This window comes from Oceanospirillum sp. (genome assembly GCF_048265165.1).
Lineage (GTDB): Bacteria > Pseudomonadota > Gammaproteobacteria > Pseudomonadales > Halomonadaceae > Oceanospirillum.
Genome location: NZ_JBLXCD010000002.1, coordinates 145,762 through 170,095, shown reverse-complemented (window position 1 = coordinate 170,095; position 24,334 = coordinate 145,762). Strand labels below are relative to the sequence as shown.

Below are 24,334 nucleotides of genomic sequence, written 5' to 3'. Positions count from 1 at the left end.
AAAACGGTGCTATCGGCACCGTTTATCATAGGTTTTTTTATAGTCGCTCAGAGCTGTCAGAATCTTCGTAAGGACCCTTCCAGTGGCATAAAGCCGCCTTTATCGACAACCGGCCCCATTTCGTCCGGATTGTTATCACTATCCATCGGATCGACACTGACAATAACCTGGGCGTTGACCAGCTGGTTTTGCATCCACTGAGGGACATTCAGCTTACTCAGGCCTGAATGGGGCAAAACACCGACCATGGCATATTGGTCACCAACTTTAAGCCAGAGCTTGCATACTTTGCCATCTGGTAAAGAAGCAGGCTTGACGGTCTGCACCATAAGATGACTGCGATCCATGCTGGTGTTTACCAGCCATGCCGGCTTTTGTTCCGGGGAGTTGACGACATAGAGATGATCCGCTGTGTCTGCATTCATCATCGGCGGTTTAATTAAAAGAACCGTTGCTAGCGCTAGGGAAAATGAGAAGGAAACCATGGCAGATAGCTGCCAGACTTTCAGGCTGAAGCCTTTCTTAGATGGTTTAATCTGCTGTTCTATCTTTTTCCACAAATTTGCTGGCGGCTGAACGGGTTTTAAACTGGTGTCCAGGATTTGCAGCTGCTCCCGCCACTGCTGCACATCAGCCTGCAGGTCCGGGCTGAAGGCCATCAGAGCTTCAAAAGAGGCTTTCTCTTTTGGGGATAAGGTATTGAGTACATATTCCCCGGCAGCAAGATGACGTTGCTCTGGCAGAGTCAGGTCATAAGGCTCGGTTATATGATGGGGGTCAGACATGATTTCAACCTCTCAAGACCGCGACGAATCCAGGTTTTTACAGTGCCCAGCGGTTGGTCTAACCGTTCGGACAATTCCTGATGACTATGGCCTTCAAAATAAGCCAGCTCGATACATTGACGCTGGGCATCTTTCAGCTCTTTAAGGCAGTGATGCACCTTGTCTGAATTTTGCCATTGCTGAGCCAGTGAATCTGTTTGCTTGGCCGGATCAGCCTGCTGCAGCAATACATCATCGCTGTCGTTCAGCTGATCATTTTTATAACGGCGCAGCCAGTCCAGGGCCTGATTACGGGCGATCGTATTCATCCAAGTCATTGGACGAGCAATGTCGGGGTTGTACTGCCCTGCGTTATTCCAGATTTTCAGGAACACTTGCTGCAGACAATCTTCCGCGTAGCTCTCATTACGTAAGATACGCAGCAAAACCGCAAACAGATGCGAAGACGTTGCTTTATATAACGACTTCAGTGCTTTGGGGTCTTGTTGCTGGCAGCGAGTGAGCAATTCTTTCAGATGGGTTGGTTCCAGAGTCTCTGATTTCATAATGGCTCTCTTATCATGTCCTGCTATTGTGCCTCAAAAAGTGATAATGCCAAAACAGCGATTAAGGCAAGGTATCGGGTTGCTGTGCTGGATCGCGCTCTGATGTAGCGCTCTGTGCAGAAAGACTGGACAAGGTCACTGAAATCACGGATTAAACTGTGTTAGGGTCTGATATTCATTTTGCGTTTATGATCTGCGGCATCTTTGTGCTGCAGGGCGCGTTTCAGTTACCTTGCGCATAACAGGACAGGATTATGGCGATACAGCATCAGGCGGGTATTTGTTGGATTAAAGAAGATCAATGGCAGCGTTTTCTGGAGGTTACCGATGATGCCGATATGCTGGAAAATGACTGGCATGATTGGGTGAGAAAGACCGAGGAGATGATAGAAACGTTTTCAGCCAAGGGAATTGATGTTGTGAAGGTCCCGGTAGATGTTGAAGAGTTGATTGCCTGGTGTAATGAGAAGGAGCGTACGGTTAATAGCAGCAGCCGTGCAGAGTATGTCACCAAACTGATGACAGGCCAGCCCGTAGCCGGCGATACGCATCACTGATTCTGACCTTAGGCATTAAAAAAATCAGACAGCGAACCCCGAGTGGTTTGCTGTCTGTTTTTTTGTGATCTGGTTAAAATCAGTCTAAATAGCCAGGGCCGATGCTTCGGGGGTTGAAAAAGCAGCCTGATGGGAAGCCTTCTTAAGCATGGAGCGTAGCTGCTTTACCGGAACACTTCCGGGGTGGCGGATATTCATTGGCCCTTTTCTGAACAGTCTATGATCCATTTCGGTCAGATTTTCTGCAATTTCCGGTGTGAAGTCCATTTGGGCCAGAATATCTTGCTCAAGATCGACACCGGGTGCAATTTCTTCCAGTAAAAGACCGTTTTCCGTCAGGCGGAATACGGCTCGTTCGGTAATGAAAGTAATTTCCTGCCCTTTTTGGATGGCATATTCGCCATTAAATGTGATCTGTTGAACGGCCCGGCAGAATTTCTTTTGTTTGCCGTTACTCAGAATCTGCAGTGACTCTCCTTCGAAGGTCTGTTCCTGTTTGCCGGAAGTGAAGGTTCCCAGAAAGAAAATCTGCTGCGTATTTTGGGTGATATTGATGAAGCCGCCGGCCCCAGCAAGCTTCGGCCCGAAGCGACTAACATTCACATGCCCTTGCGGACAGGTTTCTGCCAGCCCCAGAAAAGCCTGGTCCAGTCCGCCGCCATCGTAGAAGTCAAACTGAGCCGGTTGATCGATAACGGATGTGGCATTGGTGACAGCGCCAAAGCTTAGCCCACTGGCAGGTTGGCCACCAATTCCGCCAGGTTCCACGCTGAGGGTAAAGCTGTTCAGCAGGCCTTCTTCAGCCGCAACCTGCGACACCATCTCCGGCATACCGATGCCCAGGTTGATCACACCGCCTTTTTTCAGCTCCAGCAGAGCCCGTCGCCCGATTACCTTACGGGCATCAAGATTGGTAGGGCTGGTATCGCCTTTATGAGCATGAGTCTCGCCGGTGTAAGCAGGGTTATAGTGCTCTGCAAAGGTCTGAGGGTGATCTTCAGCTGGTGCGACAATAACGTAATCTACAAGGCTTGCTGGAATACGTACCCGGTCTGGAGTCAGTTGATGTCGCTCTGTCAGGCGTTCAACCTGGACAAAAACTTTGCCGCCACTGTTACGGACAGCCTGGGCGATAGCCAGTCCGTCAAGAGGCAGGGCTTCCCGTTCCATAGATATATTGCCTTCTGCGTCTGCGGTGGTGCCGCGAAGCAGGGCCACATCCAGCGGAAAGCTTTTGTAGAACAGGTAATCCTCGCCATTAATCGGCATCAGTTGAACGTGATCTTCTTCACTGACCTGATTTACCTTGCCGCCATCCTGACGGGGATCAACAAAGGTGTGCAGGCCAACACGGGTCAGGGTGCCGGGCTTTCCGGCGGCGATATCTCGATATAGGTGACAGATAACGCCCTGGGGCAGGTTGTAAGCGGCGATTTCATTATCCATCGCCATGCGGCCAAGTCCCGGAGCGAGCCCCCAGTGGCCACCTAATACTTTTTTTATGAGGCCTTTATGGGCAAAGTGATTCAGTCCCCGGGTTTGGGCATCTCCCTGACCTGCAGCGTAAACCAGTGAGAGGTTACTGGGATGGCCCGTTGCCAGAAAACGTTTCTCGATTGCTTTAGCCAGAGTCTCGGCAAAACCGATTCCGATAAAACCACCGGTGGAAAGTGTGGCATTGTCATCGATGAGGTTAGCCGCCTGTTCAGCGCTGATTAACTTGTCCATTGTCAGAACTCTCAGATTATTTTTATTTTCAGAAATTGCAGGCTGCTTTGGAGCCATATTGGAGAGAGTTAGTACAAGGTTTGGGCCAGTTTAGTTAACTGTTTATAAAACAATAGGTTAAAGGTTTGTGGTGGTTTTCTTTGTGAGATAAATGTCCAGGCTGAGATACGTATCGTCTAAGTTTTATGTTTTTTGTCTAAATATTTATACGCTGTATTTTTTTAGACATTTCTAGTCAGCTTTGCAGTGCCGGATACGATTGTAGAAAGTTGCCCTGGAGATACCAAGGCTCTTTGCGGCTGCGGTACGATTGCCCTGGTGCTGATGCAGGGCTTCTTCCAAAAGCTGGCACTCATGGCGTTGTCGCAGGGTCTTCAGGTCAGAAGATGAGACGGTTTCTGTTTCCGATACAGGTGCTCTATCAGGCTGAGCTGATGCAGGGCTCAGTTTGTTCAGGGTTGAGATCGGATCCTCTGAACCTAAATCCATGGGGCTGATCTGTTCTCCTTCCGCCATGACGCAAGCTCGCTCAAGACGGTTACGTAATTCACGGACATTGCCCGGCCAGTGGTAACCATTCAGCCAATCCAACGCTGTCGCGGAAAGTTTAAGCTCTGGCAGATGGGTTTGGCGCTGAATTGTCTGTAGCAGATGCTCCGCCAGCAAGGCGATATCTCCCTGGCGCGCACGTAGGGGCGGCAGGTGGATTGGCAGAACGTGAAGTCGGTAGTAAAGATCGGCGCGGAATAGTCCATGCTCTACCAGTTCTGCCAGATTTTTTGAGGTGGCGGCGATGATGCGCACATCAACACTGATCAGCCGGTTAGAGCCCAGCGCTTCCACTTCCCGCTCCTGGAGCACCCTAAGCAGCTTTGCCTGCATTGCCAGCGGCATTTCGGCGATTTCGTCGAGAAATAGAGTACCCCCATCGGCCAGCTGAATCTTGCCAATACGGCTTTTTCTGTCTGCACCCGTGTATGCGCCTGCTGCGGTGCCGAATAACTCTGCTTCAGCTAATGGTTCCGGTAGTGCGGCCATATTAATACCAACAAAAGGAGCATTACTCCTGGGCGATGCCTGATGAATTCCCTGTGCCAGCAACTCTTTACCGGTTCCTGTTTCGCCTAACAGCAGTAATGTGGCATCCAGCTGAGCAGCGCGTTGCGCCTGACGCTTCATCTGAGTTATCTGAGGTGACAGGCCGATAATGTCGTCTAACTGATATCGACTGGTACGAAGCAGGTTTTCCTGTTCAAAGCGGCGACGGAGTCGTGCAAACTTATCAAACAGGGGCTGAAGTTCATCCAGGTCATTATGGAAAATAAGACCCAGAGCACCGACAACGTCACCGGATTCGTTACGCAGTGGCAGACGATTTACTACGCACCAATGATTGTTGATTTCCATCAGGTCAACAAACATAGGTTTTCCGGTTTGGACGACTCTGGGCATTTGAGAGGTTGGTAGCAGTTGCTCTACAGGTAAACCGGTGGCATCGAATGTCTCTGGTAATGCCAGAAGCTTTCTGTAGGCTTCGCTGATCCAGACGATTCGACACCCCCGGTCAATCACTAAAGATCCCTGACAGGCATTTGTCAGCTGTTCCAGCAGGATATGAGATGCCTGGTCGTTGGAAAGCAGGTGCATCAGATTTTCCGGGGTCATCAATATCGATACTCTTTAAAGCGTTGATGTTTATCAGCCTGAGAAACCTTTGCTGGGTACGGCTACAAATTAGGGCTAAAATAGCATGGCAGAACACGAGGTGGCTATTTACGGGTTTCAGAGGGAAACATGCAGATACAAGAAGTTGATAAGCAGCATTATTTAAAGCTGAGTCGAAAAGTCAGTGTTGTACTGATGGTTTGTTTTGCGGTTACCGCGATGCTCAGTGGTCAGTTTATGGTCGTTATGTGGGGGAACCCTGAGGGTGGTAATTTTTATCTGAATCTTTCCGGCGTCATCATAGGAGTTTTGATCTCCGGATTGCTGTTTTCATTTTATAAGAATGACTCCCGACTGACGGATCTGCTCTATGTTTTCCGTCTGAAGCGTATACTGGCACGAACAACTAACCGCATGCATAAGCTGAAAAAGGGTGTTGCAGCGGATGATAACGATGCTCAGCGTATTTTACGCTTTTACTATGAAGGTCTGATGCAGGTCTATTATCTGGAAAGCAATGAATACGGTCACTCTGAGCTGGTTAAAGAGCGGGACGTTTTTATTGAAGGTTTGTCTGAGCCCCTTAAAGACGAAGCGTTAATAGATCTTCAGCCGGAATTTATCGAAGACGTCGCCAAACGGTATTCGGATTAAAACGGTATTTTTACTGGAGCCGGGTCTGTGCAGGATTTTATCCGGGGACTGAAAAATTGAATGATGTGGTTCTGCATAAACTGGCGACTATTCGGCGCTGTTTGAATCGTATCTCCGAAGAGCTTACGGATTTTAAGGTGTTTTCCCGAAAGATTACCGAACGCCTTTGACTTCACCTTGCCGTAAACTCAAAAAGGTCAGCTTGTGCTGGCCTTTTTGCGTTTTGTTTAAACGGGCTTCTGAGAGGTGGGCGGCTCATCTTTAGGATCATCGTCTGGATTGTTTTCACTGCTTTTCTCATCCGGCGACGAATTCTGCCGGTCCGGTAGAGGCATCGGTTTCAGGTGACGGCTACGGCCATCCCTACGGCTAAGCTCTGTTCCGCAGAGTTTGCAGTAATCCGCATCGGCATCATGCCCCTCTTCGCCACAGCCATGACAAACCAGGTGCATGTGGCGCCTCATGGTATTGGACAGCTCCACGGTAACGATACCTGTAGGTACGGCGATTACGGCATAACCCATGATCATTACGATGGAAGAGAGAAACTGGCCAAAGTCTGTTTGTGGTGTGATATCGCCATAGCCCACAGTGGTAAGGGTGACAATGGCCCAATAGATGCTGCGGGGGATACTGGTATAGCCTCCTTCCGGCCCTTCCACCAGATACATCAGCGAGCCAAAAACAGTAACCATTGTCAGTACGGTGAGAATAAATACGGTGATTTTGCGACGACTGGCCTGCATCGCTTTTGCCAATGCTGTGGCCTCTCCTACGTAATGCAGTAGTCGCAATATGCGGAATACCCGCAAGACCCGCAGCAGGCGAACCACCAGAAACACTTCAGCACCGACGATAAATAAACTGAGGTAAGTAGGAATAATGCAAAGCAGATCCACTAGCCCAAAAAAACTGGTGGCATACTTCAGCGGTTTGCCAATACTGTAAAGCCGCAGTAGATACTCAATGGTAAAGATAATGGTCAAGCACCATTCGATAATATAGAGCTCACGATGCCACTGCTCATGTATTGCCTGCACGCTGTCCAGCATCACCAGCGCGACACTAAGCAGAATCAGTACAATAAGAGACAGATCGAACCCTTTTGCCATCGGTGTGCTGGCTTCGAAGATAACGTGATAGATCTTCTGTCTCAGGGTTTCCGGCATGTCGCTGTCGCCACTGCCTGTATTGCGGGCGTTGTTACTATCCGTATTCATTTACAATGGTTTCTGCATCATCAGTTTTGAACGTCAGCAGGAGATCGCTCCCGTCTGACGTTGTGTCGGGTATTCTTGAGTGATGTCACTTCCTGCATTGAACTTCAGCTCTGCAGGTTTTGTTGCAGACTATTGAAGCTGAGTTCATAACGGCCCAACTCCAGCACCTGCTCATACTGATCATCCTGGTTACGCTTCAGCAGAGACTCATATTCTTTGAGCTGTTCTTGCTGTTGCAGTCCTATCAGAGTGACCTCTTCCGACATCAGTCCGCTAAGCCGTAAAATACAGGTCTGTATCGTTGTAGCTTGCTGCTGCAGCTTCTGAATTCCCAGTGCCGGGTCAGGATACTGATAGTGAATCCAGCGGGTCAAATGAAGAAGAGGAGCCAGCTGACGCAACCAGAGTACCTTGTCGGTGGGGTAGCGGGGAAGGTGTACTCGGCTTAACAATGACTGAAATACGGATTCACCGTCGATTATTTGGCGTTCCGGCATTTCGCGGTTCATCAGATAAAGCCATTGCATTACCTCCAATAGTGTCTGACCAACCCAGGGGGCAGCCATCAGTCGTTGATACTGCTCATTCAGCACGGCGAAATCAGCACAGTTACGCAGTGCCGTGGGGCAGCTTTCCAAACGTTCCCAGCTTACTTTCTGCTGGTATAGCGTGACCAAGTGTTCCAGAGCATAGCTGAACATGCGTAATTTATAGCGCAGGGCTGTAGGCAAACTGAGGGCTTCAGGGATATCCGTCAGGCGACTCAGGTGTAAAAGGCACCAGCGCAACTGGCGCAGACTGTTATACAGTTTTTCCAGCAGAGCCCAGCTACGGTTGAATGCCAGTTGATCCCGGGCAGCAATAAAGTGGTCCAGCTCGTTTTGAGCGGCGCGAATCAGGCCGTGCAGATGATCAAATGCCGGGACCCGGGCAGGTATAAGTCCGGCTTTTTTAGGCGCAAAAAGCCGGAAGCCCCGTTGTCCCTTACTGATATTGCTTACCAGGAGAGGAACCGTGTCTGAAAGATCGTGGGCAACTTTAAACAGCAGGTCTGTATCGCCGGACTTAAGCTCTAGCTCGATTTCACTAATGGGGTCTTTCTGGCCCTGCGCAACCACGTTCCCCTGATCGTGTACCAGCTCTATCTCTGCTTTCAGATGTTCATGCCGGACATCCAGCAGCCAGCGTTGGCGGGTAAAGTTGGTTTCAAATGCGGGCTCCAGCGTTGTTTTCAGCTCTGCCAGGTTCAGTGTGTCCGGGAGAAGCGTATCGTCGATCAGGCTGAGATCCAGCTCAGGTTTACTCAGCTCCCATTCCCACTCGCCCCGCTCGTGAAGCCCTCCGCTGCCGCTGCCGCTGGTCTTTAACGTTTGGATAAAGCGATCACCGGCTTTACGAATACGTAATGCAACCCGGGCCTGATTCAGCAGCAGGTCTTTGGTGTCGTAGTAAATATTTTGCAGAAGCTTGCTGTCAAAGCTTACGGCCTGACCAAGAGCGGCGTGCTCGCGAAGCAAGATTCCGGCCGGCATAGGGATCGCCAGTTTCAGTTCAATTTCCTTGGCCATAGCTTCCTCGTGACGAATGATTTAATGATGCTTCTCTTATCAGAGATGTGAGATACCTAGTTTCTGCTCAGGATATGGCGCATTGAATGAGTATACCAGCCCCGCAGGAGCTTTTAGCCTTACCTGTTTGCATAAAAAGACTAACGCCGGTCTCTGTGTCATAAAGCTGTAATATAACTGACATATAAATTGCTCCTACCAAGAAATCATGACAGTTAAGTCAAATAAAGGTGACAAAACTGAGATTTTTTTATGACACGGCGAAAAACAGCTCTTATACTTTCGCGCAAATTCATACTCCAAGGCAGATACCCACATGAGTAATCCATTCTCCAAGCTCTTTGGGCGCTCCCCCTTTGGTCCGATGCAGGACCATATGTCCAAGTCCTTCAACTGTGCTGAACAGTTGATTCCATTTTTTCAGGCGGTATTAGCAGAAGATTGGGAACACGCTGAAAAACTGCAGCAAAGGATCGCTGTCCTGGAGAACGAAGCTGATGATATGAAAACAGCGATCCGCATGAATATGCCGGAGAGTCTTTTTATGCCTGTGCCTCGTTCCGATCTGCTGGAACTGCTGACGGTTCAGGACAAAATCGCCAATAAGACAAAAGACATCGCCGGTATCATGCTGGGTCGCCGTATGCGGATTCCTGTCTCATTAGCTGAAGCCATGATGACCTATGTCGAAAAAGCGGTTAAAGCCGCAGAGTATGCCAGTCGTGCGCTGCATGAGATTGATGAGTTAATTGAAACCGGTTTTGGTCGTCATGAATCTGAAGTGGTGAAAAAGATGATCCACAAGATTGATGTTTGCGAACACGAAGCTGACAAACTACAGGTTACTCTTCGTGCTCAGCTGTTCAGCCTCGAAACCGATTTACCACCGGTTGATGTGATCTTTATGTATAAGATCATCGATTGGATTGGTGATGTATCTGATCGGGCTGAGCGTGTGGGCAGCCGTTTACAGATTTTGCTGGCGAAATAATGCCTGTTGTAACCACTTAATATCAGACAACCAATGGTTATTTTATGTCGATTCTAGCTCAGTACACTGATGTCTTTATTATCCTGGCCTGTGTCTTTGGTTTTTTTATGGCTTGGGGCGTAGGTGCCAACGATGTGGCGAATGCCATGGGTACTTCTGTTGGCTCTAAAGCAATTACGATTAAGCAGGCGATTGTGATTGCGATTCTGTTTGAATTTGCCGGTGCTTATCTTGCCGGTGGTGAAGTGACAGCAACGATCCGTAAAGGCATTATCGATCCTGGTTTGCTCTCCGGGACACCGGAACTGCTGGTGTACGGTATGTTGGCCTCTCTGTTGGCGGCCGGTATCTGGTTGCTGGTGGCCACTCATTTTGGTTGGCCGGTTTCCACCACGCACTCCATTGTCGGGGCGATTGTCGGTTTTGCTGCGGTAGGTATCTCTATGGATGCCGTTAGCTGGGGCAAAGTCGGTAAGATTGCAGCCAGCTGGGTTGTTTCTCCCTTACTGGCCGGTACGATCGCCTTTGCATTGTTCCGTAGTGTTCAGGGGCTGATTCTTGAAAAAGATGACCCTTTTGCAAATGCAAAACGTTATGTCCCTTTCTATATGTTTCTGGTGGGCTTTATCATCGCGATGGTGACGCTGCTGAAAGGGCTCAAGCATGTGGGCCTGCACCTGAGCTTTCCTGAAGCGACTCTCTGGTCGGTCGCTGTGGGTATTGGTGTGCTGCTAATCGGTGTCTGGATGCTGAAGTCGGTTAAGCGCGACGAGAAGGCAGATAAAGAGTTTCACTTCTCCAGTGTCGAAAAAGTATTTGGCGTTCTGATGATGTTTACCGCCTGCGCCATGGCGTTTGCGCACGGATCCAACGATGTGGCAAATGCCGTTGGTCCGCTGGCAGCGGTTGTTGCCGTTGTTGAAAGCGGTGGTATTGTCGCTGGTAAATCGGTTATGCCTGCATGGATTTTGCTGCTGGGCGGTGGCGGTATTGTCGCTGGCCTGATTATGTATGGCCATAAAGTTATCGCAACGGTGGGCACTAATATTACGGAACTGACGCCAAGTCGAGGCTTTGCTGCAACGCTGGCGGCTGCAGCGACGGTTGTTATCGCCTCAGGGACCGGGCTGCCGATCTCCACAACACATACTCTGGTTGGTGCTGTTCTGGGTGTCGGTCTGGCCCGTGGTATGGCTGCTTTGAATATGAATATCGTTAAAACGATCTTTATGTCCTGGATTATTACACTACCTGCGGGTGCCGCATTGTCTATCTTCTTCTTCTTTATGCTGAAAGGGATTTTCAGTTAAGCAGAGATTTCAGGCAACTTTCGCTCACAATGGCCGCTTTTTGCGGCCATTGTTGTTTCTGTGATCCGTGATTTAAGTCGTTTAAGCTTCATCCCTTTTCTCTGACGCGCTGCCCGACTACAATCGCTTGTATCGTATGACTCTGGTTTGCGGTTATCAGCCAGAGCACACCCTACCTTTCTGATCTGCTGGGATTAGCGACCTTGGACTCAACTGCTCAACCGACAAATGACTGCCTGAAATCCACCAGTGACTGTTTTCAGGTCACTAGTGACTATGTGCGCAGTTTTCGCAACTCTTCGCCCTATATCAATGCCCACCGGGGCAGAACCTTTGTTGTTCTGCTGGATGGACAGGGGATTCAGCACCCTAACTTTGCCAATATCATTAACGATCTAGCCCTGCTGAATAGCCTGGGTGTACGTCTGGTGCTGGCTTATGGTGCCCGTCCTCAGATTATGGAGCGGCTGGAGCGACGAGGTTTGTCGCTGGAGTATGCCGGTGCTCGTCCGGTGATCACTAATGAGGTGCTGGAAGCGGTCAAGGATGCGGCAGGCTCAGCGGGTATCGATATTCAGTCCCGTTTATCCATGGGGCTGCCAAACTCCCCGATGCATGGCGCTTCACTTCGTGTCGCGACAGGCAATATGATAACGGCGCGCCCCGTTGGTGTGATCGATGGCAAAGATTTTGGCCATACCGGACAGGTACGCAAGGTGGATTGCGACGCGATTAATCGTCAGCTGGATGACCGGGCTATTGTCTTGCTACCCCCGCTAGGTTTTTCGCCTACCGGAGAGGTGTTCTCGCTGAGTGTCGAGGAGGTGGCCACCCGTGCGGCTATCGAGCTGAAAGCCGATAAACTGGTGGTCTTCAGCGAAGCCCAGGGCTTGCTGGATGAAAGCGGACACGTGATCCGTGTTATGCCACCCCGCGAAGCCGGGCGTCGGCTGGAAATGCTTAATGAAACAGCCCCAGAATATGCCGCCTTGCATGCGGCATGGCAGACCAGTCGTTTTGGTGTTAATCGAGCCCATCTGATCAGCTATCAGCAGGATGGTGCTCTGATCGAGGAGCTGTTCACTCGTAATGGCGGTGGCACCATGATCACCCAGGAGCTGTATGAGCAGGTACGGGATGCCACCATTGAAGATGTTGGCGGTATTCTGGAACTGATCCGGCCTCTGGAAGAGCAGGGAGTACTGGTACGGCGTTCACGGGAGCGCCTAGAAAATGAGATTGATCTGTTCACCGTGGTGGAGCTGGATGGCATGATGATCGGCTGCGCTGCCTTGTATCCTTTCGGAGAGGAGGGTATCGGTGAACTGGCTTGTGTCGCGGTTCACCGGCAGTATCAGGGCGGGCATCGCGGTGATCTGATATTGCAGCATATTGAGAAGCGCGCCAATCGTATCGGTTTAAATCGCCTGTTTGTTCTAACGACCCACACTGCTCATTGGTTCCGGGAGCGAGGCTTTGAGCCCGCTGACGTTGATGCCTTACCTCGGGCCCGTCAGGAGCTGTACAACTGGCAGCGTAATTCAAAAGTGTTTGTGAAGGCGCTTTAATTGAGGCTGCGGGGAAAGGCAGGGTTTTCTGAACTTCAAGGAGGTCTGCCGCCTTGCTTGCTATGAGACTCTAAGCAAGGGGCTGTATCATCCGATCAGGCCCGCTGCCTGATAAGCGCTATCAGGAAAGCCGATCAATTCACCCGCACTGTGTTCTGAAAAACAAGGCCCTGCCAGTAAAATCCAATATAAATAGTCTGTTATTACCGGTATAGAACAGGCTTTGTAGTGAAAATTTCTGTTTTAAGTCCGTTTTTCCATGCTCTATGCCTAGCCATACCGGCGTCACAATGGTAAAAAAGTGGCTTGCAAGAGTTAACCTATAAAGAAGGGTAAACCCCCTGTTCTGACAAGGCTTTTACCCGCACCAAGCTGCTGAGGACTACCCATGCCCGTGTATCGTTCCAAGACCTCCACCGCAGGCCGTAATATGGCTGGCGCCCGTGCCCTATGGCGCGCAACCGGTATGAAAGATGATGACTTTCAAAAGCCGATTATTGCGGTTGTGAACTCCTTTACCCAGTTTGTACCGGGCCACGTACACCTGAAAGATATGGGCCAGCTGGTTGCCCGCCAGATTGAGCAAGCGGGTGGTGTTGCTAAAGAGTTCAATACCATCGCCATTGATGATGGTATCGCCATGGGTCACGATGGCATGCTTTACTCTCTGCCATCCCGGGACATCATCGCTGACTCTGTGGAGTATATGGTAAATGCCCACTGTGCTGATGCCATGGTTTGTATCTCGAACTGCGACAAAATCACTCCGGGGATGCTGATGGCGGCTATGCGCCTCAATATTCCGGTGATCTTTGTCTCCGGCGGCCCAATGGAAGCCGGTAAAACCAAGCTGGCTGAACATAAGCTGGATCTGGTTGATGCCATGGTACTGGCTGCCGATCCGACCGCCACTGATGAGATGGTTGATGCCGTTGAGCGTTCCGCCTGCCCTACCTGTGGTTCCTGCTCTGGTATGTTTACTGCCAACTCTATGAACTGCCTTGCAGAAGCCCTGGGTCTGGCGCTGCCGGGTAACGGAACGGTACTGGCAACCCATGCCGACCGTGAAAAGCTGTTCCAGCGCGCCGGTCACCGCATCGTTGAAATGGCCCGCGAATACTACGAGCAAGACAACGAGCGTGTTCTGCCTCGCTCCGTAGGCTTTAAAGCGTTTGAAAACGCTATCGCACTGGACATCGCTATGGGTGGTTCCACCAACACCATTTTGCACCTGCTGGCCATCGCTCAGGAAGCGGAAATCGACTTCACCATGAAGGATATTGATCGTTTATCCCGGGAGATCCCACAGCTGTGTAAAGTCGCGCCTAATACCCAAAAATACCATATCGAAGACGTTCACCGCGCCGGTGGCATCATGGGTATTCTGGGTGAGCTGGATCGTGCCGGTAAGCTGCACACCGACACACCAACAGTTCATAGCGACTCCATGAAAGACGCGCTGGATCAGTGGGATATTATGCGTAACCCATCGGAAGAGGTGGTTGAACTCTACAAAGCAGGCCCTGCCGGTATCCCGACCCAAACCGCCTTCAGTCAGGCGACCCGCTGGCCAACACTGGATGGCGACCGCGAAAGCGGCTGTATCCGCTCGCTGGAAAACGCTTTCTCGCTGGAGGGTGGCCTGGCAGTACTTTACGGTAACATCGCACAGGATGGCTGTGTGGTGAAATCCGCCGGTGTGGATGAATCTATTCTAGTGTTTGAAGGCCCGGCCCATGTGACAGAATCTCAGGACGAAGCCGTAGCCAATATCCTGGATGACAAAGTCGTTGCGGGAGAAGTGGTTATTGTTCGTTACGAAGGCCCTAAAGGCGGCCCGGGTATGCAGGAGATGCTGTACCCAACGTCGTACATTAAATCGAAAGGTCTGGGTAAAGCCTGTGCTCTGCTGACCGATGGTCGCTTCTCCGGTGGTACCTCTGGTCTGTCTATCGGCCACTGTTCACCGGAAGCAGCCGCTGGCGGTGCTATCGGTCTGGTACGCAATGGCGATATGATCCGCATCGACATCCCGAACCGCACCATCGACGTGCTGGTATCCGATGAAGAGCTGGCAAAACGCCGCGCCGAACAGGACAAACTGGGCTGGAAACCGGCTGAAGAGCGTCCACGTAAGGTGTCCGCCGCGCTGAAAGCCTACGCCCTGTTGGCAACCTCCGCCGACAAAGGCGCTGTACGGGATCTGTCTCAGCTGGATTGATTTTTAGCTGAGGTTCGCCGAGCTCAGCCTACAGGACGCAAGGGTTTAGCCATGCGTAGGTTGGGATGAGCGAAGCGAACCCCAACGGAAAGCGGCCCTATACTGCATTCCGTTGCCTTAGAATCTGCGATGGAGCGCACTATGACAGAGAAAAGCTTTACCCTGCTGGATCCGAAAAACGATTATGTTTTCAAACGGGTTTTTACCGAACATCCCAGTGCGTTAGTGCATCTGATAAATGATATCCGCCCGGACCTCCCTGCTATTGCTGAGGTTGAAATTCTCAACCCTGCTATTACCCCCGAAGAGCTGTCCGGTAAAAGTATTGTGCTGGATGTGCTGGCACAGGATGTTCGCGGTAACCGCTACAATATTGAGATGCAGGTTCGCCGCTATAATGACTGGGGTAAGCGCAGTGCATTCTATTTGGCTAGAATGCTGACAGATCAATTGGCCTCTGGTGAGGATTATGCTGATCTGAACACAGTGATCGGTATTCATCTGCTGGATTTTGATCTGTTTATGGCATCGTCTGAACAACGAGAACAGGCGTTGTGGCGCTTTGAGATGCGGGATGGATTGCAGCCAGAGGTTAAGCTGGGTGATACTCTTCAACTCAACCTGATCGAAATGAAAAAAGCCGATCGTTTGGGTTTGGGTGACCAGAATTTAAAAGACTGGATCACCTTGTTTGAACACTGGCAGGAGGAAGCGCGTATGGCGACCATCAAGCATGACGCAGTAAAAGACGTTCGCGGTTATATCCATAATTTAAGTGCAGATGAGGAAGCCCGGCGGCTGGCATTTGTGCGGGAGCGGGCTCAGCGTGATGAAGTGGCTCTTTTGCGAGAGGCAGAGATTCGTGGTGAAGCTCAAACACTATTTAAACTGATTAAGATAAAGTTTGGCGACCAGCCGGACTGGGTTGAGGCTCGGCTGAATGCCGCTGAAAAAGAGCAGCTTGATCAATGGGTTGCACAGGTTCTGACCGCTGATAGTCTGGATCAGTTGTTTGAGTAGTAAACCAAGTATCAACTAAAACACGCTGCTGCTCAGCAGCACTGAAAGCCTATGCTTTACTCGCCACCTCCGCCGACAAAGGTGCTGTACGGGATCTGTCTCAGTTGGATTGATTTTTAGCTGAGGTTCAGAGACTGGAAACCCGCTGTGAGTGATCACAGCGGGTTTTTTATGATGGGCTGTTTTTAATTTGGGTATAAAGACTCAATTGCTTCAGCAATATCATAGAACTTATTCTCAATGCGAAAATAAGCATTATGACCCTCTAGGTAGTGTTGCTCAGTGTTTTTTGCGATAGGTCGTTCAATACAGTTGTAATAAGCTTGAATCGCTATTTCGTAATCATCTACAACATCTTTGACCATTTGCTCGACCGATTTTAGCTCGGGGGACTTGTTTACGAATGAATAAACGCCCTTGATGTAGCGAATTTTTGCTTTAAGGATATAAGGGGTTGCAAGCTCGTCGGCATTAATTAATTTTGGTGTCGAGCTCAGTGGTTCGGTAAAAAAGTCCCGGAGAGAATGCTCTAACTTTACTAATTGATATGCGGCGGTAATCGTTTCATCAATCAAACTATAAATTTCTCGCTCAGCCCATCTATGGGTTTCCTTTCTGGCAAATTTGTACGCATAAATTGCAATAACAAATGCTCCAAGGCCGCCGAAAGCACCCGCAGCGCTGAATAACGTATTCAGGTCAAAGCTAGCCCCAGCGGAACTGCCAATCACTGCACCAAGAATAATTGAGATAACAAAACCTACTGCTACCAATTTTGAACAGCCCATAACCTTCCCTGTTTTCTGAAAATCGCTGCAATCAAACTATATTGCTCCAGTCCTTGCAACTCACGTACGCTTTGCCAAATCTGATAAACTCCACCCAACACCATCTCAAACAAAATAGGTCTGTTATGACAGACGTTCGTTGGTCTCAGCGTTTCAAGTATTTCAAAAGGGCTTACGGTCAGAAGCAAGGGGCTTTCAGTTCAGTGACGCCTGATAAGCTTGACTCTGCATACTTGCAGGTGATTCAGGATATTGAGTCCGGCAGCTATAAATCTTTGACGGCTAAAGAACATCTCGATGAACTTCGGGGTAGCCTTTAGCACCTACTAAACCTCACACCAACTGATATGCGTTGCTTGATAGCAGCGCCCCGCCGATTAGGATCAGTAATACGCCGCTAAAGGCTCGGTTTTTGTTCAGTGCGCCCATACTGAGTTTTTGCGCCAGCAGGTGCGCGCCCAGTGCATAACTCATCATAATACTGACATCCAACACCAGCCAGCCGAAGGCGAGGTACAGCGAGGCCTGCCAGTAGGGCAGGTCGGTGATGATAAACTGCGGTAGCAGGGTGGCAAAAAAGATCAGGTCTTTCGGGTTACTGATGCCGGTATAGAACGCCGTTTTAAAGAGCTCTTTGTTACTCTCTTTGTGATCGCCCTCTTCACTCAAGACTATCGGCTTGAAGTTTTTAAAGCCGATCCAGACCAACAGGCAGGCACCCAGAATCGACAGTACGTTAATCCAGATACCCTGTACCAGAAAAGCCACGCCACCAAGAGAGAGGGTGATGAGAATAAGGGCCGCGCTGACTCCTCCTAAGGCGTTATAAAAACTGCGCTTTACGCCATAACTTGCTGAGTGCTGCATGATCAGCAAAATTGACGGGCCGGGAGTGGCGATAATCAGAAAGATGGTGGCCAGATAAAGCAGGTAGAGGCTCATAGGGCTCCGGTATTTTTCAGGTGCTGGAAATAAAAAAGGCTATCACGCAAAGCCTGGGAGCCATTTTATGTAGGTCGCCCTTTAGGGCGACAACGGTAGTAATATAGAGGGTATAGAGTGTTGATGGGCTAAAGCCCGACCTACAGCGGCTTAAACTTCTGCCAGATTCCCTTTTGTTTGCAGCCAGTCTTTACGGTCACCGGAGCGTTTCTTCGCCAGCAGCATATCCATCATCTCGTTTGTCCCGTCGTGTTCTTCACGGGTTAGCTGGACAAGGCGGCGGGTGTTCGGGTCCATGGTGGTTTCCCGTAACTGCAACGGATTCATTTCACCCAGACCTTTGAAGCGTTGCACGTTTACCTTACCGCGTTTGTTTTCCGCTTCCAGCCGATCCAGAATGCCCTGTTTCTCATCATCATCCAGTGCATAGTGCACCTCTTTACCGATATCAATACGGTACAGTGGTGGCATGGCAACAAAGACATGGCCGTTATCCACCATAGCCGGGAAGTGACGGATAAAGAGCGCGCAGAGCAAGGTTGCGATATGCAGTCCATCGGAGTCCGCATCGGCAAGAATACAGATCTTGCCGTAACGCAGACCGGACAGATCCGGGTTCGCCGGGTCGATACCCAATGCCACGGCAATATCGTGCACTTCCTGCGAGGCCAGAATCTGATCAGAGCTGACCTCCCAGGTGTTCAGAATCTTACCCCGCAGCGGCAGAATCGCTTGAAACTCACGATCCCGGGCTTGTTTGGCGGAACCTCCTGCAGAGTCCCCCTCCACCAGAAACAGCTCTGAACGGGCGGTGTCCTGGCCTGAGCAGTCCGCCAGTTTTCCGGGCAGGGCAGGGCCCTGGGTCACTTTTTTCCGGGCCACTTTTTTGCTGGCGCGCAGACGCTTCTGGGCGATGCTGATGGCCATTTCTGCAAGGGCCTCTGCTTCGGCGGTGTGCTGGTTCAGCCAGAGGCTGAAAGCATCTTTTACCACGCCGGAAACAAAGCTGGCGGTCTGACGGGAGGAGAGGCGCTCTTTGGTCTGACCGGCAAATTGCGGGTCCTGCATTTTGACTGATAGTACGTAACTACAACGCTCCCAAAGGTCTTCCGGGGTCAGTTTTACACCTCGGGGAATCAGGTTGCGGAACTCACAAAACTCCCGTAGAGCATCCAGTAAGCCAGCACGTAGGCCGTTAACATGGGTGCCGCCCTGGGCCGTAGGAATCAGGTTTACATAGCTTTCTGTGAGTAGCTCGCCACCTTCCGGCAGCCAATGTAAAGCCCAGTCCACGGCTTCTATCGATGCGCTGAAGCTGCCCGTGAAAGGTGATGCAGGCAAGGTTTCCCAGTCAACAGAGGCTTGCTTGAGGTAGTCTGTCAGACCATCGGCAAACTGCCATTCAGTGGTTTCGCCGGTGTTTTCATCCCAGAAGGTGATATGCAGACCGGGGCAAAGAACCGCTTTTGCCCTTAGATTGTGCTTGAGTTTGGTAACGGAAAACTTAGGGCTGTCGAAATAGCTCACTTCAGGCCAGAAGTGAACTTTGGTGCCTGTGTTACGTTTACCTACGGTACCGATTACCTCCAGATCTTCAATCTTGTCGCCATGGGCAAAAGCAACCTTTAACTGCTCACCGCCACGTTTTACATAGACTTCCAACCTTGTGGACAGTGCGTTAACGACGGAGACACCGACGCCGTGCAGGCCACCGGAGAACTGATAATTGTTATTAGAGAATTTACCACCGGCATGCAGGCGGGTCAGGATCAGCTCAACCCCGGATACACCGTGTTCCGGGTGGATGTCCGTGGGCATGCCCCGGCCGTCATCTTCCACTGACAGGGAGCCATCCTTAAACAAGCAGACCTGAATGTTCTGAGCAAAGCCGCCGAGTGCTTCATCGACACTGTTATCAATTACTTCCTGGGCCAGATGGTTGGGGCGGGTGGTGTCGGTGTACATACCCGGACGTTTTTTCACCGGGTCCAGCCCGCTTAATACCTCAATGGCCTGGGCGTTATAACTTTGTGTCGGTTTATCTGCACTCATGGATGTTCCTGAATCTCTTTTATCTTCTGTGATACCGGCTGTGCTGGAGATTGCGGGTTTAAACCTGTTCCCGTAATTTCAGTACAGCATCATCTTCCGGCATGGTCAGCTGATCGGGATAGCTGATACCTGCAAAGTCCAGCAGGTCTGTGAAGTGTTGCTCGAAGTTCTGAAAGCCGTGGTCGCCACCTGGAATGACAGTAACATCGGCCTGACGGTAATAATTTTCGGCCCGACGATAGTCGAGAATTTCATCATCCGCTTGCAGTAGCACCTTGATGTTTTGGGTACAGGCAGGTTCTGCAAGGTGCAGGTGTCGCAGTTGTTGCATATGATCTTGGGTCAGCTCGTACTCTTCACCGGTATAAAGGTTTTTGTTCAACCCAAGGTAAGCAGGTAGCAACTCCTGGGGGAAAACAGCCGGGTTAATCAGAAAGGCTTTAAGACCGGGGTAGCGGGCCATCAGATAGGTACTGTAAAAGCCTCCTAATGAGCTGCCTACCAACAAAATTCGGGTGATTTTCCCTTTGCCCTGATCGCCGGATTTAATCTGTTCCAACAGATCCTCCAGTGCTTCCATGGCCTTCTCCGGCCAGTGGCTGAGCATCGGAGCGTGGTAGGTCGGCTCCAGTTGGTTCTGCTCGACAAAAGCTTTCAGTTGCAACGCCTTAAAAGAGCCGGGGGAGCTGTTAAAACCGTGCACATAAATAATGTGATGTTGAATCGGGTTATCCACAATGACCTCTCATTCTGCCGTATCGGGCGAATCGGTGAAGGGCAAATAGTTTAGGTAAATACTGGTTAGGTGTACAGATGCTTATTGTATCCGGTTTTGCTTCCGGTCAGGTAAACGTCCGACATAAAAAAGCCCGGCGAACCGGGCTTGCATTTCTGAACAGGTAATACCTGTGTCGGGGCGTTTAGAGTGCCTCGATCTTTTTATACTGTTCCTGGAGTTTGGCCTGTGATGATTGTGCGGATGCCAGTTTTTCACGCTCTTTGGCAACGACCTCTTCCGGTGCACTGGCTACAAACTTATCGTTACCCAGTTTGCCTTCCAGGCGACCGACTTCTTTCTGCAGCTTTTCCATCTCTTTGGTCAGACGGCCCAGCTCGGCATCTTTATCGATCAGGCCAGCCATGGGTACCAGTACTTCCATTTTGCCCACCAACTTGGTGGCAGACATAGGGGCTTCTTCGTCATCTTCCAGCCAGGTGATTTTTTCCAGTTTGGCTAACTTGGAAAGTGCAACATAGTTGTCCTGCAGACGACGGAAGTCATCATCACTGCCGTTCTGGATCAGTACCGGTAGCTCTTTACCCGGTGCGATATTCATTTCGCCACGGATGTTACGGATGCTGACGATCACCTGTTTCAGCCATTCGATATCACTTTCAGCGGCTTCATCAATCAGCTCCGCCACAGGTGCCGGGTATGGCTGCAACATAATGGTGTCGCCCTCTTTACCGGCCAGACCTTTGATCTGCTGCCAGATCTCTTCGGTGATAAAGGGCATGATCGGGTGAGACAGTCGCATGATCGCTTCCAGTACACGTACCAGGGTGCCACGGGTGCCGCGCTTCAATGCCGCCAGCTGGGCTTTTTCTTCCTCGGTTTCACCTTCGGACTCATCCCATAGTACCGGCTTGGAAAGCTCCAGATACCAGTCACAGTATTGGTTCCAGATGAAGTCGTACAGAGTCTGAGAGGCCAGATCGAAGCGGTATTCGTCCATCTGACGCATCACGGTTTCTTCGGTGCGCTGCAGACTGCTGATAATCCAGCGATCTGCCAGAGACAGAAGAACCTCGCCACCTTCCTGTCCGCAGTCTTCACCTTCTGTGTTGGTCAGCACGTAACGGGCTGCGTTCCAGATCTTGTTACAGAAATTACGGTAACCTTCCAGACGCTTCATATCCCAGTTCACATCCCGGCCGGTAGAGGCCAGAGCTGCCAGAGTGAAGCGAAGGGCATCTGTACCGTGGGCGGTGATGCCTTCCGGGAACTCTTTCTTGGTGCGCTTGCCGATCTTCTCAGCCAGCTGCGGCTGCATCATATTACCGGTGCGTTTTTCCAGCAGAGTTTCCAGATCGATACCGTCGATCATATCCAGTGGGTCCAATACGTTACCCTTGGACTTGGACATTTTGTCGCCGTTCTCATCACGGATCAGACCGGTGACGTAAACATTTTTGAACGGTACCTGCGGCTTGCCGTCTTCATCTTTGATGAAGTGCATGGTCATCATAATCATGCGGGCTACCCAGAAGAAGATGATGTCAAAACCGGTCACCAGGGTATCGGTGGGGTGGAAGGTTTTCATCTTCTCGATATCGTTTGGCCAGCCCATGGTGCCGAAAGTCCACAGGGCGGAACTGAACCAGGTATCCAGTACGTCATCGTCCTGACGCAGCTCGGTTTCCAGATCCAGATTGTATTTCTCCCGGGCGGCTTCGGCAGAAGCGGCGACGTATACATTACCTTCGTTATCGTAGAAGGCCGGAATACGATGACCCCACCACAGCTGACGGGAGATACACCAGTCCTGAATATCACGCATCCAGGAGAAGTACATATTTTCGTACTGTTTAGGCACAAATTTGATATCGCCGTTTTCCACGGCTTCAATGGCAGGCTTTGCCAGTGTCTTGGCATCGCAGAACCACTGATCGGTCAGCATCGGCTCAATCACAACACCACCACGATCACCGTAAGGTACGGTCATGTTGTTCTCTTCAATCTTAACCAGCAGTCCCTTCTCTTCCATTTCGGCAACAATCGCTTTACGGGCGGCAAAGCGCTCCATGCCACGGTATTGCTCAGGGATGTAGGTGTCGATCTCAGTATTAACGGAGCCGTCGGTGTTAAAGGTTTGTGCGGCATCGCGGATATCGGCGTTCAGGGTCAAGATGTTGATCATCGGCAGACCGCAGCGCTTACCCACTTCGTTATCGTTGAAATCGTGCGCCGGAGTTATTTTTACGCAGCCGGTGCCTTTTTCCATATCCGCGTGTTCGTCACCGACAATAGGGATGCGACGGCCCACCAGTGGCAGCTCAACAAATTTACCAATCAGATCTTTATAGCGCTCATCTTCCGGGTTTACCGCAACACCGGTATCACCTAAAAGCGTTTCCGGGCGGGTAGTACCCACAACGATGTGGTCTTCACCGGCTGCAGTTTTAACACCATCAGCCAGCGGGTAACGCAGATACCACATCTTGCCTTTAACTTCTTTGTTCTCAACTTCCAGATCAGAGATCGCGGTGTGTAGCTTCGGGTCCCAGTTAACCAGGCGTTTGCCGCGATAGATCAGGCCTTCATCATGCAGGCGAATAAAGACTTCCTGCACCGCATGGTAGAAGCCGGAATCCATGGTAAAGCGTTCGTTTTCCCAGTCTACGGAGTTGCCCAATCGGCGCATCTGTTTGGTGATGGTGCCGCCGGACTCTTCTTTCCATTCCCAGATTTTTTCGACAAAAGATTCACGACCCAAGTCATAACGGCTTTCACCGGTTTCAGCGGCCAGCTTACGCTCTACGACCATTTGGGTGGCGATACCTGCGTGGTCTGTGCCCACCTGCCAGAGTGTATTACGGCCCTGCATACGGCGGTAGCGGGTTAGCGCATCCATAATGGTATGCTGGAAGGCGTGGCCCATGTGCAGACTACCGGTGACATTCGGCGGTGGAATCACGATGGAATAAGCATCACCTTCGCCGCGGCTTGTTTCGCTGGCAGGGCGGAAGTATTTGTTCTCTTCCCAGTTCTGATACCAGGTGCGTTCAATCTGTTCGGGTTGGTAAGTCTTTTCCATGGAGGTCTGGTTCACCGCTAATCAGGTTGGCTGCCTGCTGACAGGTCAGAAAGACACAGGCGGGCAGCGAACGGAAATTGTTAGGTCGTACTGGAGACTGTTTCGTGCTCGATACGGGTCAGTACTTGATAATCGGTCGATTATACATGGCGTTTAAGGTTGTGATAACCGCCTGATACCGGCGTGAAGCCAGAAATTGTTGATGGAGGATGATTTGCCTGTTGATGATCAGCGGCGCATGTCATGGCGGTTCAGTACATAACCCCGCTCTTTGTAAAAGCGCCAATCGTTACGCTTAGCCTTTAAAAGTGACTCTTGCTGAAAAATGACCTCGGCAACTCGCTCAAAACGGCTGAAATGATCCGGGACATGGGGGCAAAGATTGATCATCACATCGTGATGGTGGGCGCAGTCATCTGTATGGCCGATGGCAACAGGAACTTCCTGGATTTTTTCATCATCAACCATCAGGTGTGGGATGAAGCTATCCGGGCGAAACTCCCAAAGCAGGCGGTCAATCTCTTTTGCCTGAGCTTTATCAGTGGTCTGGATATAGACCTTATGACCTTTATGCAGCACTTTTTCAACCAAGCGGCAGACGAAATGAAGCTGAGTTTCAGGTTCGGTGGTAGGCAAAATGTAGAAGTCAACTTGGGTCATATCGGTAAAGTGCCCGTAATGAGTCGCTGAATCAGTTGCTTCCAGCAGATTTTTTGTAACAGTTTGTTGGTTTTTTTGACATAAATACAGATGTCACCGGTAAAGCATATGGGTATTGTAACACCTGAAAAAACAATACGATAACACCAGAAATGGCTGTGATAGTATCCTAATGGGTAGACCGCTTAGCTAGAGTCGATTGACCCTAAAGGCATACGTGTTTGGTTGGTCGGTCTATGGCC

20 protein-coding genes are annotated in these 24,334 nt (G+C 50.5%); 8 read left to right on the top strand and 12 right to left on the bottom strand.

Annotation, left to right across the window (positions count from 1 at the left end; genetic code table 11):
• Window positions 1–56: 56 nt before the first annotated feature.
• Together ACN0R8_RS04355 and ACN0R8_RS04350 are read right to left on the bottom strand one after the other, a co-directional pair.
• On the bottom strand, window positions 57–785 hold the full coding sequence (locus ACN0R8_RS04355) for an anti-sigma factor domain-containing protein (RefSeq protein WP_417595447.1): 729 nt from the start codon (window positions 783–785) through the stop codon (window positions 57–59).
• Window positions 764–1,330 carry a sigma-70 family RNA polymerase sigma factor gene (locus ACN0R8_RS04350; protein ID WP_417595445.1) on the bottom strand — a complete coding sequence of 189 codons (567 nt, stop codon included), beginning with the start codon at window positions 1,328–1,330 and terminating at the stop codon, window positions 764–766. Before ACN0R8_RS04350 ends, ACN0R8_RS04355 begins: the two co-directional genes overlap by 22 nt.
• Window positions 1,331–1,584: 254 nt before the next feature.
• Between ACN0R8_RS04350 and ACN0R8_RS04345 the strand changes: the two genes are divergently transcribed.
• Complete coding sequence (locus ACN0R8_RS04345) at window positions 1,585–1,887, top strand: hypothetical protein (RefSeq protein ID WP_417595443.1); 303 nt, start codon at window positions 1,585–1,587, stop codon at window positions 1,885–1,887.
• Between the two features lie 84 nt (window positions 1,888–1,971).
• On the opposite strand, the gene ACN0R8_RS04340 is transcribed toward ACN0R8_RS04345, so the two are convergent.
• Entirely contained in the window at window positions 1,972–3,615 is a 1,644-nt protein-coding gene (locus ACN0R8_RS04340; RefSeq protein ID WP_417595441.1) for an acyl CoA:acetate/3-ketoacid CoA transferase, read from the bottom strand.
• Between the two features lie 231 nt (window positions 3,616–3,846).
• Window positions 3,847–5,280, bottom strand: a complete 1,434-nt coding sequence (locus ACN0R8_RS04335; RefSeq protein WP_417595439.1) for a sigma-54 interaction domain-containing protein — start codon at window positions 5,278–5,280, stop codon at window positions 3,847–3,849.
• Between the two features lie 129 nt (window positions 5,281–5,409).
• On the opposite strand from ACN0R8_RS04335, the gene ACN0R8_RS04330 reads away from it, so the two are divergent.
• Entirely contained in the window at window positions 5,410–5,934 is a 525-nt protein-coding gene (locus ACN0R8_RS04330; RefSeq protein ID WP_417595437.1) for a DUF3087 family protein, read from the top strand.
• Between the two features lie 227 nt (window positions 5,935–6,161).
• Here ACN0R8_RS04330 and ACN0R8_RS04325 read toward each other — a convergent pair whose 3' ends face one another.
• The gene (locus ACN0R8_RS04325) at window positions 6,162–7,154 is read right to left on the bottom strand and encodes an ion transporter (RefSeq protein ID WP_417595435.1); all 993 of its coding nucleotides are present in this window, start codon (window positions 7,152–7,154) and stop codon (window positions 6,162–6,164) included.
• Between the two features lie 104 nt (window positions 7,155–7,258).
• Window positions 7,259–8,722, bottom strand: coding sequence for an inorganic triphosphatase (locus ACN0R8_RS04320; protein ID WP_417595433.1), 1,464 nt, complete (start codon window positions 8,720–8,722; stop codon window positions 7,259–7,261).
• A gap of 316 nt (window positions 8,723–9,038) precedes the next feature.
• Here ACN0R8_RS04320 and ACN0R8_RS04315 point away from each other — a divergent pair, with 316 nt between their 5' ends.
• The 5 genes from ACN0R8_RS04315 to ACN0R8_RS04295 all read left to right on the top strand — a co-directional run bounded on the left by ACN0R8_RS04315 (window position 9,039) and on the right by ACN0R8_RS04295 (window position 15,832).
• Window positions 9,039–9,713, top strand: a complete 675-nt coding sequence (locus ACN0R8_RS04315; RefSeq protein ID WP_417595431.1) for a TIGR00153 family protein — start codon at window positions 9,039–9,041, stop codon at window positions 9,711–9,713.
• Window positions 9,714–9,757: 44 nt separating this feature from the next.
• Window positions 9,758–11,023 (top strand): inorganic phosphate transporter, encoded by a 1,266-nt coding sequence (locus ACN0R8_RS04310; protein ID WP_417595429.1) that lies wholly within the window; start codon window positions 9,758–9,760, stop codon window positions 11,021–11,023.
• A gap of 203 nt (window positions 11,024–11,226) precedes the next feature.
• Window positions 11,227–12,591: an amino-acid N-acetyltransferase gene (gene argA / locus ACN0R8_RS04305; protein WP_417595427.1), complete on the top strand. Its 1,365-nt coding sequence runs from the start codon at window positions 11,227–11,229 to the stop codon at window positions 12,589–12,591.
• A 388-nt stretch (window positions 12,592–12,979) separates the two neighbouring features.
• The gene (gene ilvD, locus ACN0R8_RS04300) at window positions 12,980–14,812 is read left to right on the top strand and encodes a dihydroxy-acid dehydratase (protein ID WP_417595425.1); all 1,833 of its coding nucleotides are present in this window, start codon (window positions 12,980–12,982) and stop codon (window positions 14,810–14,812) included.
• 141 nt (window positions 14,813–14,953) lie between these two features.
• A complete protein-coding gene (locus ACN0R8_RS04295) occupies window positions 14,954–15,832 on the top strand; it encodes an Rpn family recombination-promoting nuclease/putative transposase (protein WP_417595423.1) in 879 nt (292 codons plus the stop codon).
• Between the two features lie 185 nt (window positions 15,833–16,017).
• Here the strand turns inward: ACN0R8_RS04295 and ACN0R8_RS04290 are convergent, their stop codons facing one another.
• Window positions 16,018–16,620, bottom strand: a complete 603-nt coding sequence (locus ACN0R8_RS04290; RefSeq protein WP_417595421.1) for a hypothetical protein — start codon at window positions 16,618–16,620, stop codon at window positions 16,018–16,020.
• Window positions 16,621–16,745: 125 nt separating this feature from the next.
• Here ACN0R8_RS04290 and ACN0R8_RS04285 point away from each other — a divergent pair, with 125 nt between their 5' ends.
• Window positions 16,746–16,940 (top strand): hypothetical protein, encoded by a 195-nt coding sequence (locus ACN0R8_RS04285; protein WP_417595419.1) that lies wholly within the window; start codon window positions 16,746–16,748, stop codon window positions 16,938–16,940.
• A gap of 13 nt (window positions 16,941–16,953) precedes the next feature.
• Here the strand turns inward: ACN0R8_RS04285 and ACN0R8_RS04280 are convergent, their stop codons facing one another.
• The 5 genes from ACN0R8_RS04280 to ACN0R8_RS04260 all read right to left on the bottom strand — a co-directional run bounded on the left by ACN0R8_RS04280 (window position 16,954) and on the right by ACN0R8_RS04260 (window position 24,092).
• Window positions 16,954–17,562, bottom strand: a complete 609-nt coding sequence (locus tag ACN0R8_RS04280; protein ID WP_417595417.1) for a LysE family translocator — start codon at window positions 17,560–17,562, stop codon at window positions 16,954–16,956.
• Window positions 17,563–17,712: 150 nt separating this feature from the next.
• Window positions 17,713–19,614: a DNA topoisomerase IV subunit B gene (parE, locus tag ACN0R8_RS04275; protein WP_417595415.1), complete on the bottom strand. Its 1,902-nt coding sequence runs from the start codon at window positions 19,612–19,614 to the stop codon at window positions 17,713–17,715.
• A gap of 58 nt (window positions 19,615–19,672) precedes the next feature.
• Window positions 19,673–20,350, bottom strand: a complete 678-nt coding sequence (locus tag ACN0R8_RS04270) for a YqiA/YcfP family alpha/beta fold hydrolase (RefSeq protein ID WP_417595413.1) — start codon at window positions 20,348–20,350, stop codon at window positions 19,673–19,675.
• Between the two features lie 184 nt (window positions 20,351–20,534).
• Window positions 20,535–23,432, bottom strand: a complete 2,898-nt coding sequence (locus tag ACN0R8_RS04265; protein ID WP_417595411.1) for a valine--tRNA ligase — start codon at window positions 23,430–23,432, stop codon at window positions 20,535–20,537.
• Window positions 23,433–23,660: 228 nt separating this feature from the next.
• Window positions 23,661–24,092, bottom strand: a complete 432-nt coding sequence (locus ACN0R8_RS04260) for a DNA polymerase III subunit chi (protein WP_417595409.1) — start codon at window positions 24,090–24,092, stop codon at window positions 23,661–23,663.
• Between the last annotated feature and the right edge of the window lie 242 nt (window positions 24,093–24,334).

Bases quoted from the DNA above. Each gene is read 5' to 3' on its own strand.
- ACN0R8_RS04315 (WP_417595431.1), top strand. From the start codon at position 9,039: ATGAGTAATCCATTCTCCAAGCTCTTTGGGCGCTCCCCCTTTGGTCCG.
- ACN0R8_RS04345 (WP_417595443.1), top strand. From the start codon at position 1,585: ATGGCGATACAGCATCAGGCGGGTATTTGTTGGATTAAAGAAGATCAA.
- ACN0R8_RS04265 (WP_417595411.1), bottom strand. From the start codon at position 23,432: ATGGAAAAGACTTACCAACCCGAACAGATTGAACGCACCTGGTATCAG.
- ACN0R8_RS04310 (WP_417595429.1), top strand. From the start codon at position 9,758: ATGTCGATTCTAGCTCAGTACACTGATGTCTTTATTATCCTGGCCTGT.
- ACN0R8_RS04285 (WP_417595419.1), top strand. From the start codon at position 16,746: ATGACAGACGTTCGTTGGTCTCAGCGTTTCAAGTATTTCAAAAGGGCT.
- ACN0R8_RS04335 (WP_417595439.1), bottom strand. From the start codon at position 5,280: ATGACCCCGGAAAATCTGATGCACCTGCTTTCCAACGACCAGGCATCT.
- ACN0R8_RS04280 (WP_417595417.1), bottom strand. From the start codon at position 17,562: ATGAGCCTCTACCTGCTTTATCTGGCCACCATCTTTCTGATTATCGCC.
- ACN0R8_RS04295 (WP_417595423.1), top strand. From the start codon at position 14,954: ATGACAGAGAAAAGCTTTACCCTGCTGGATCCGAAAAACGATTATGTT.
- ACN0R8_RS04260 (WP_417595409.1), bottom strand. From the start codon at position 24,092: ATGACCCAAGTTGACTTCTACATTTTGCCTACCACCGAACCTGAAACT.
- ACN0R8_RS04355 (WP_417595447.1), bottom strand. From the start codon at position 785: ATGTCTGACCCCCATCATATAACCGAGCCTTATGACCTGACTCTGCCA.
- ACN0R8_RS04325 (WP_417595435.1), bottom strand. From the start codon at position 7,154: ATGAATACGGATAGTAACAACGCCCGCAATACAGGCAGTGGCGACAGC.
- ACN0R8_RS04320 (WP_417595433.1), bottom strand. From the start codon at position 8,722: ATGGCCAAGGAAATTGAACTGAAACTGGCGATCCCTATGCCGGCCGGA.
- ACN0R8_RS04290 (WP_417595421.1), bottom strand. From the start codon at position 16,620: ATGGGCTGTTCAAAATTGGTAGCAGTAGGTTTTGTTATCTCAATTATT.
- ilvD (WP_417595425.1), top strand. From the start codon at position 12,980: ATGCCCGTGTATCGTTCCAAGACCTCCACCGCAGGCCGTAATATGGCT.
- ACN0R8_RS04340 (WP_417595441.1), bottom strand. From the start codon at position 3,615: ATGGACAAGTTAATCAGCGCTGAACAGGCGGCTAACCTCATCGATGAC.
- ACN0R8_RS04330 (WP_417595437.1), top strand. From the start codon at position 5,410: ATGCAGATACAAGAAGTTGATAAGCAGCATTATTTAAAGCTGAGTCGA.
- parE (WP_417595415.1), bottom strand. From the start codon at position 19,614: ATGAGTGCAGATAAACCGACACAAAGTTATAACGCCCAGGCCATTGAG.
- ACN0R8_RS04350 (WP_417595445.1), bottom strand. From the start codon at position 1,330: ATGAAATCAGAGACTCTGGAACCAACCCATCTGAAAGAATTGCTCACT.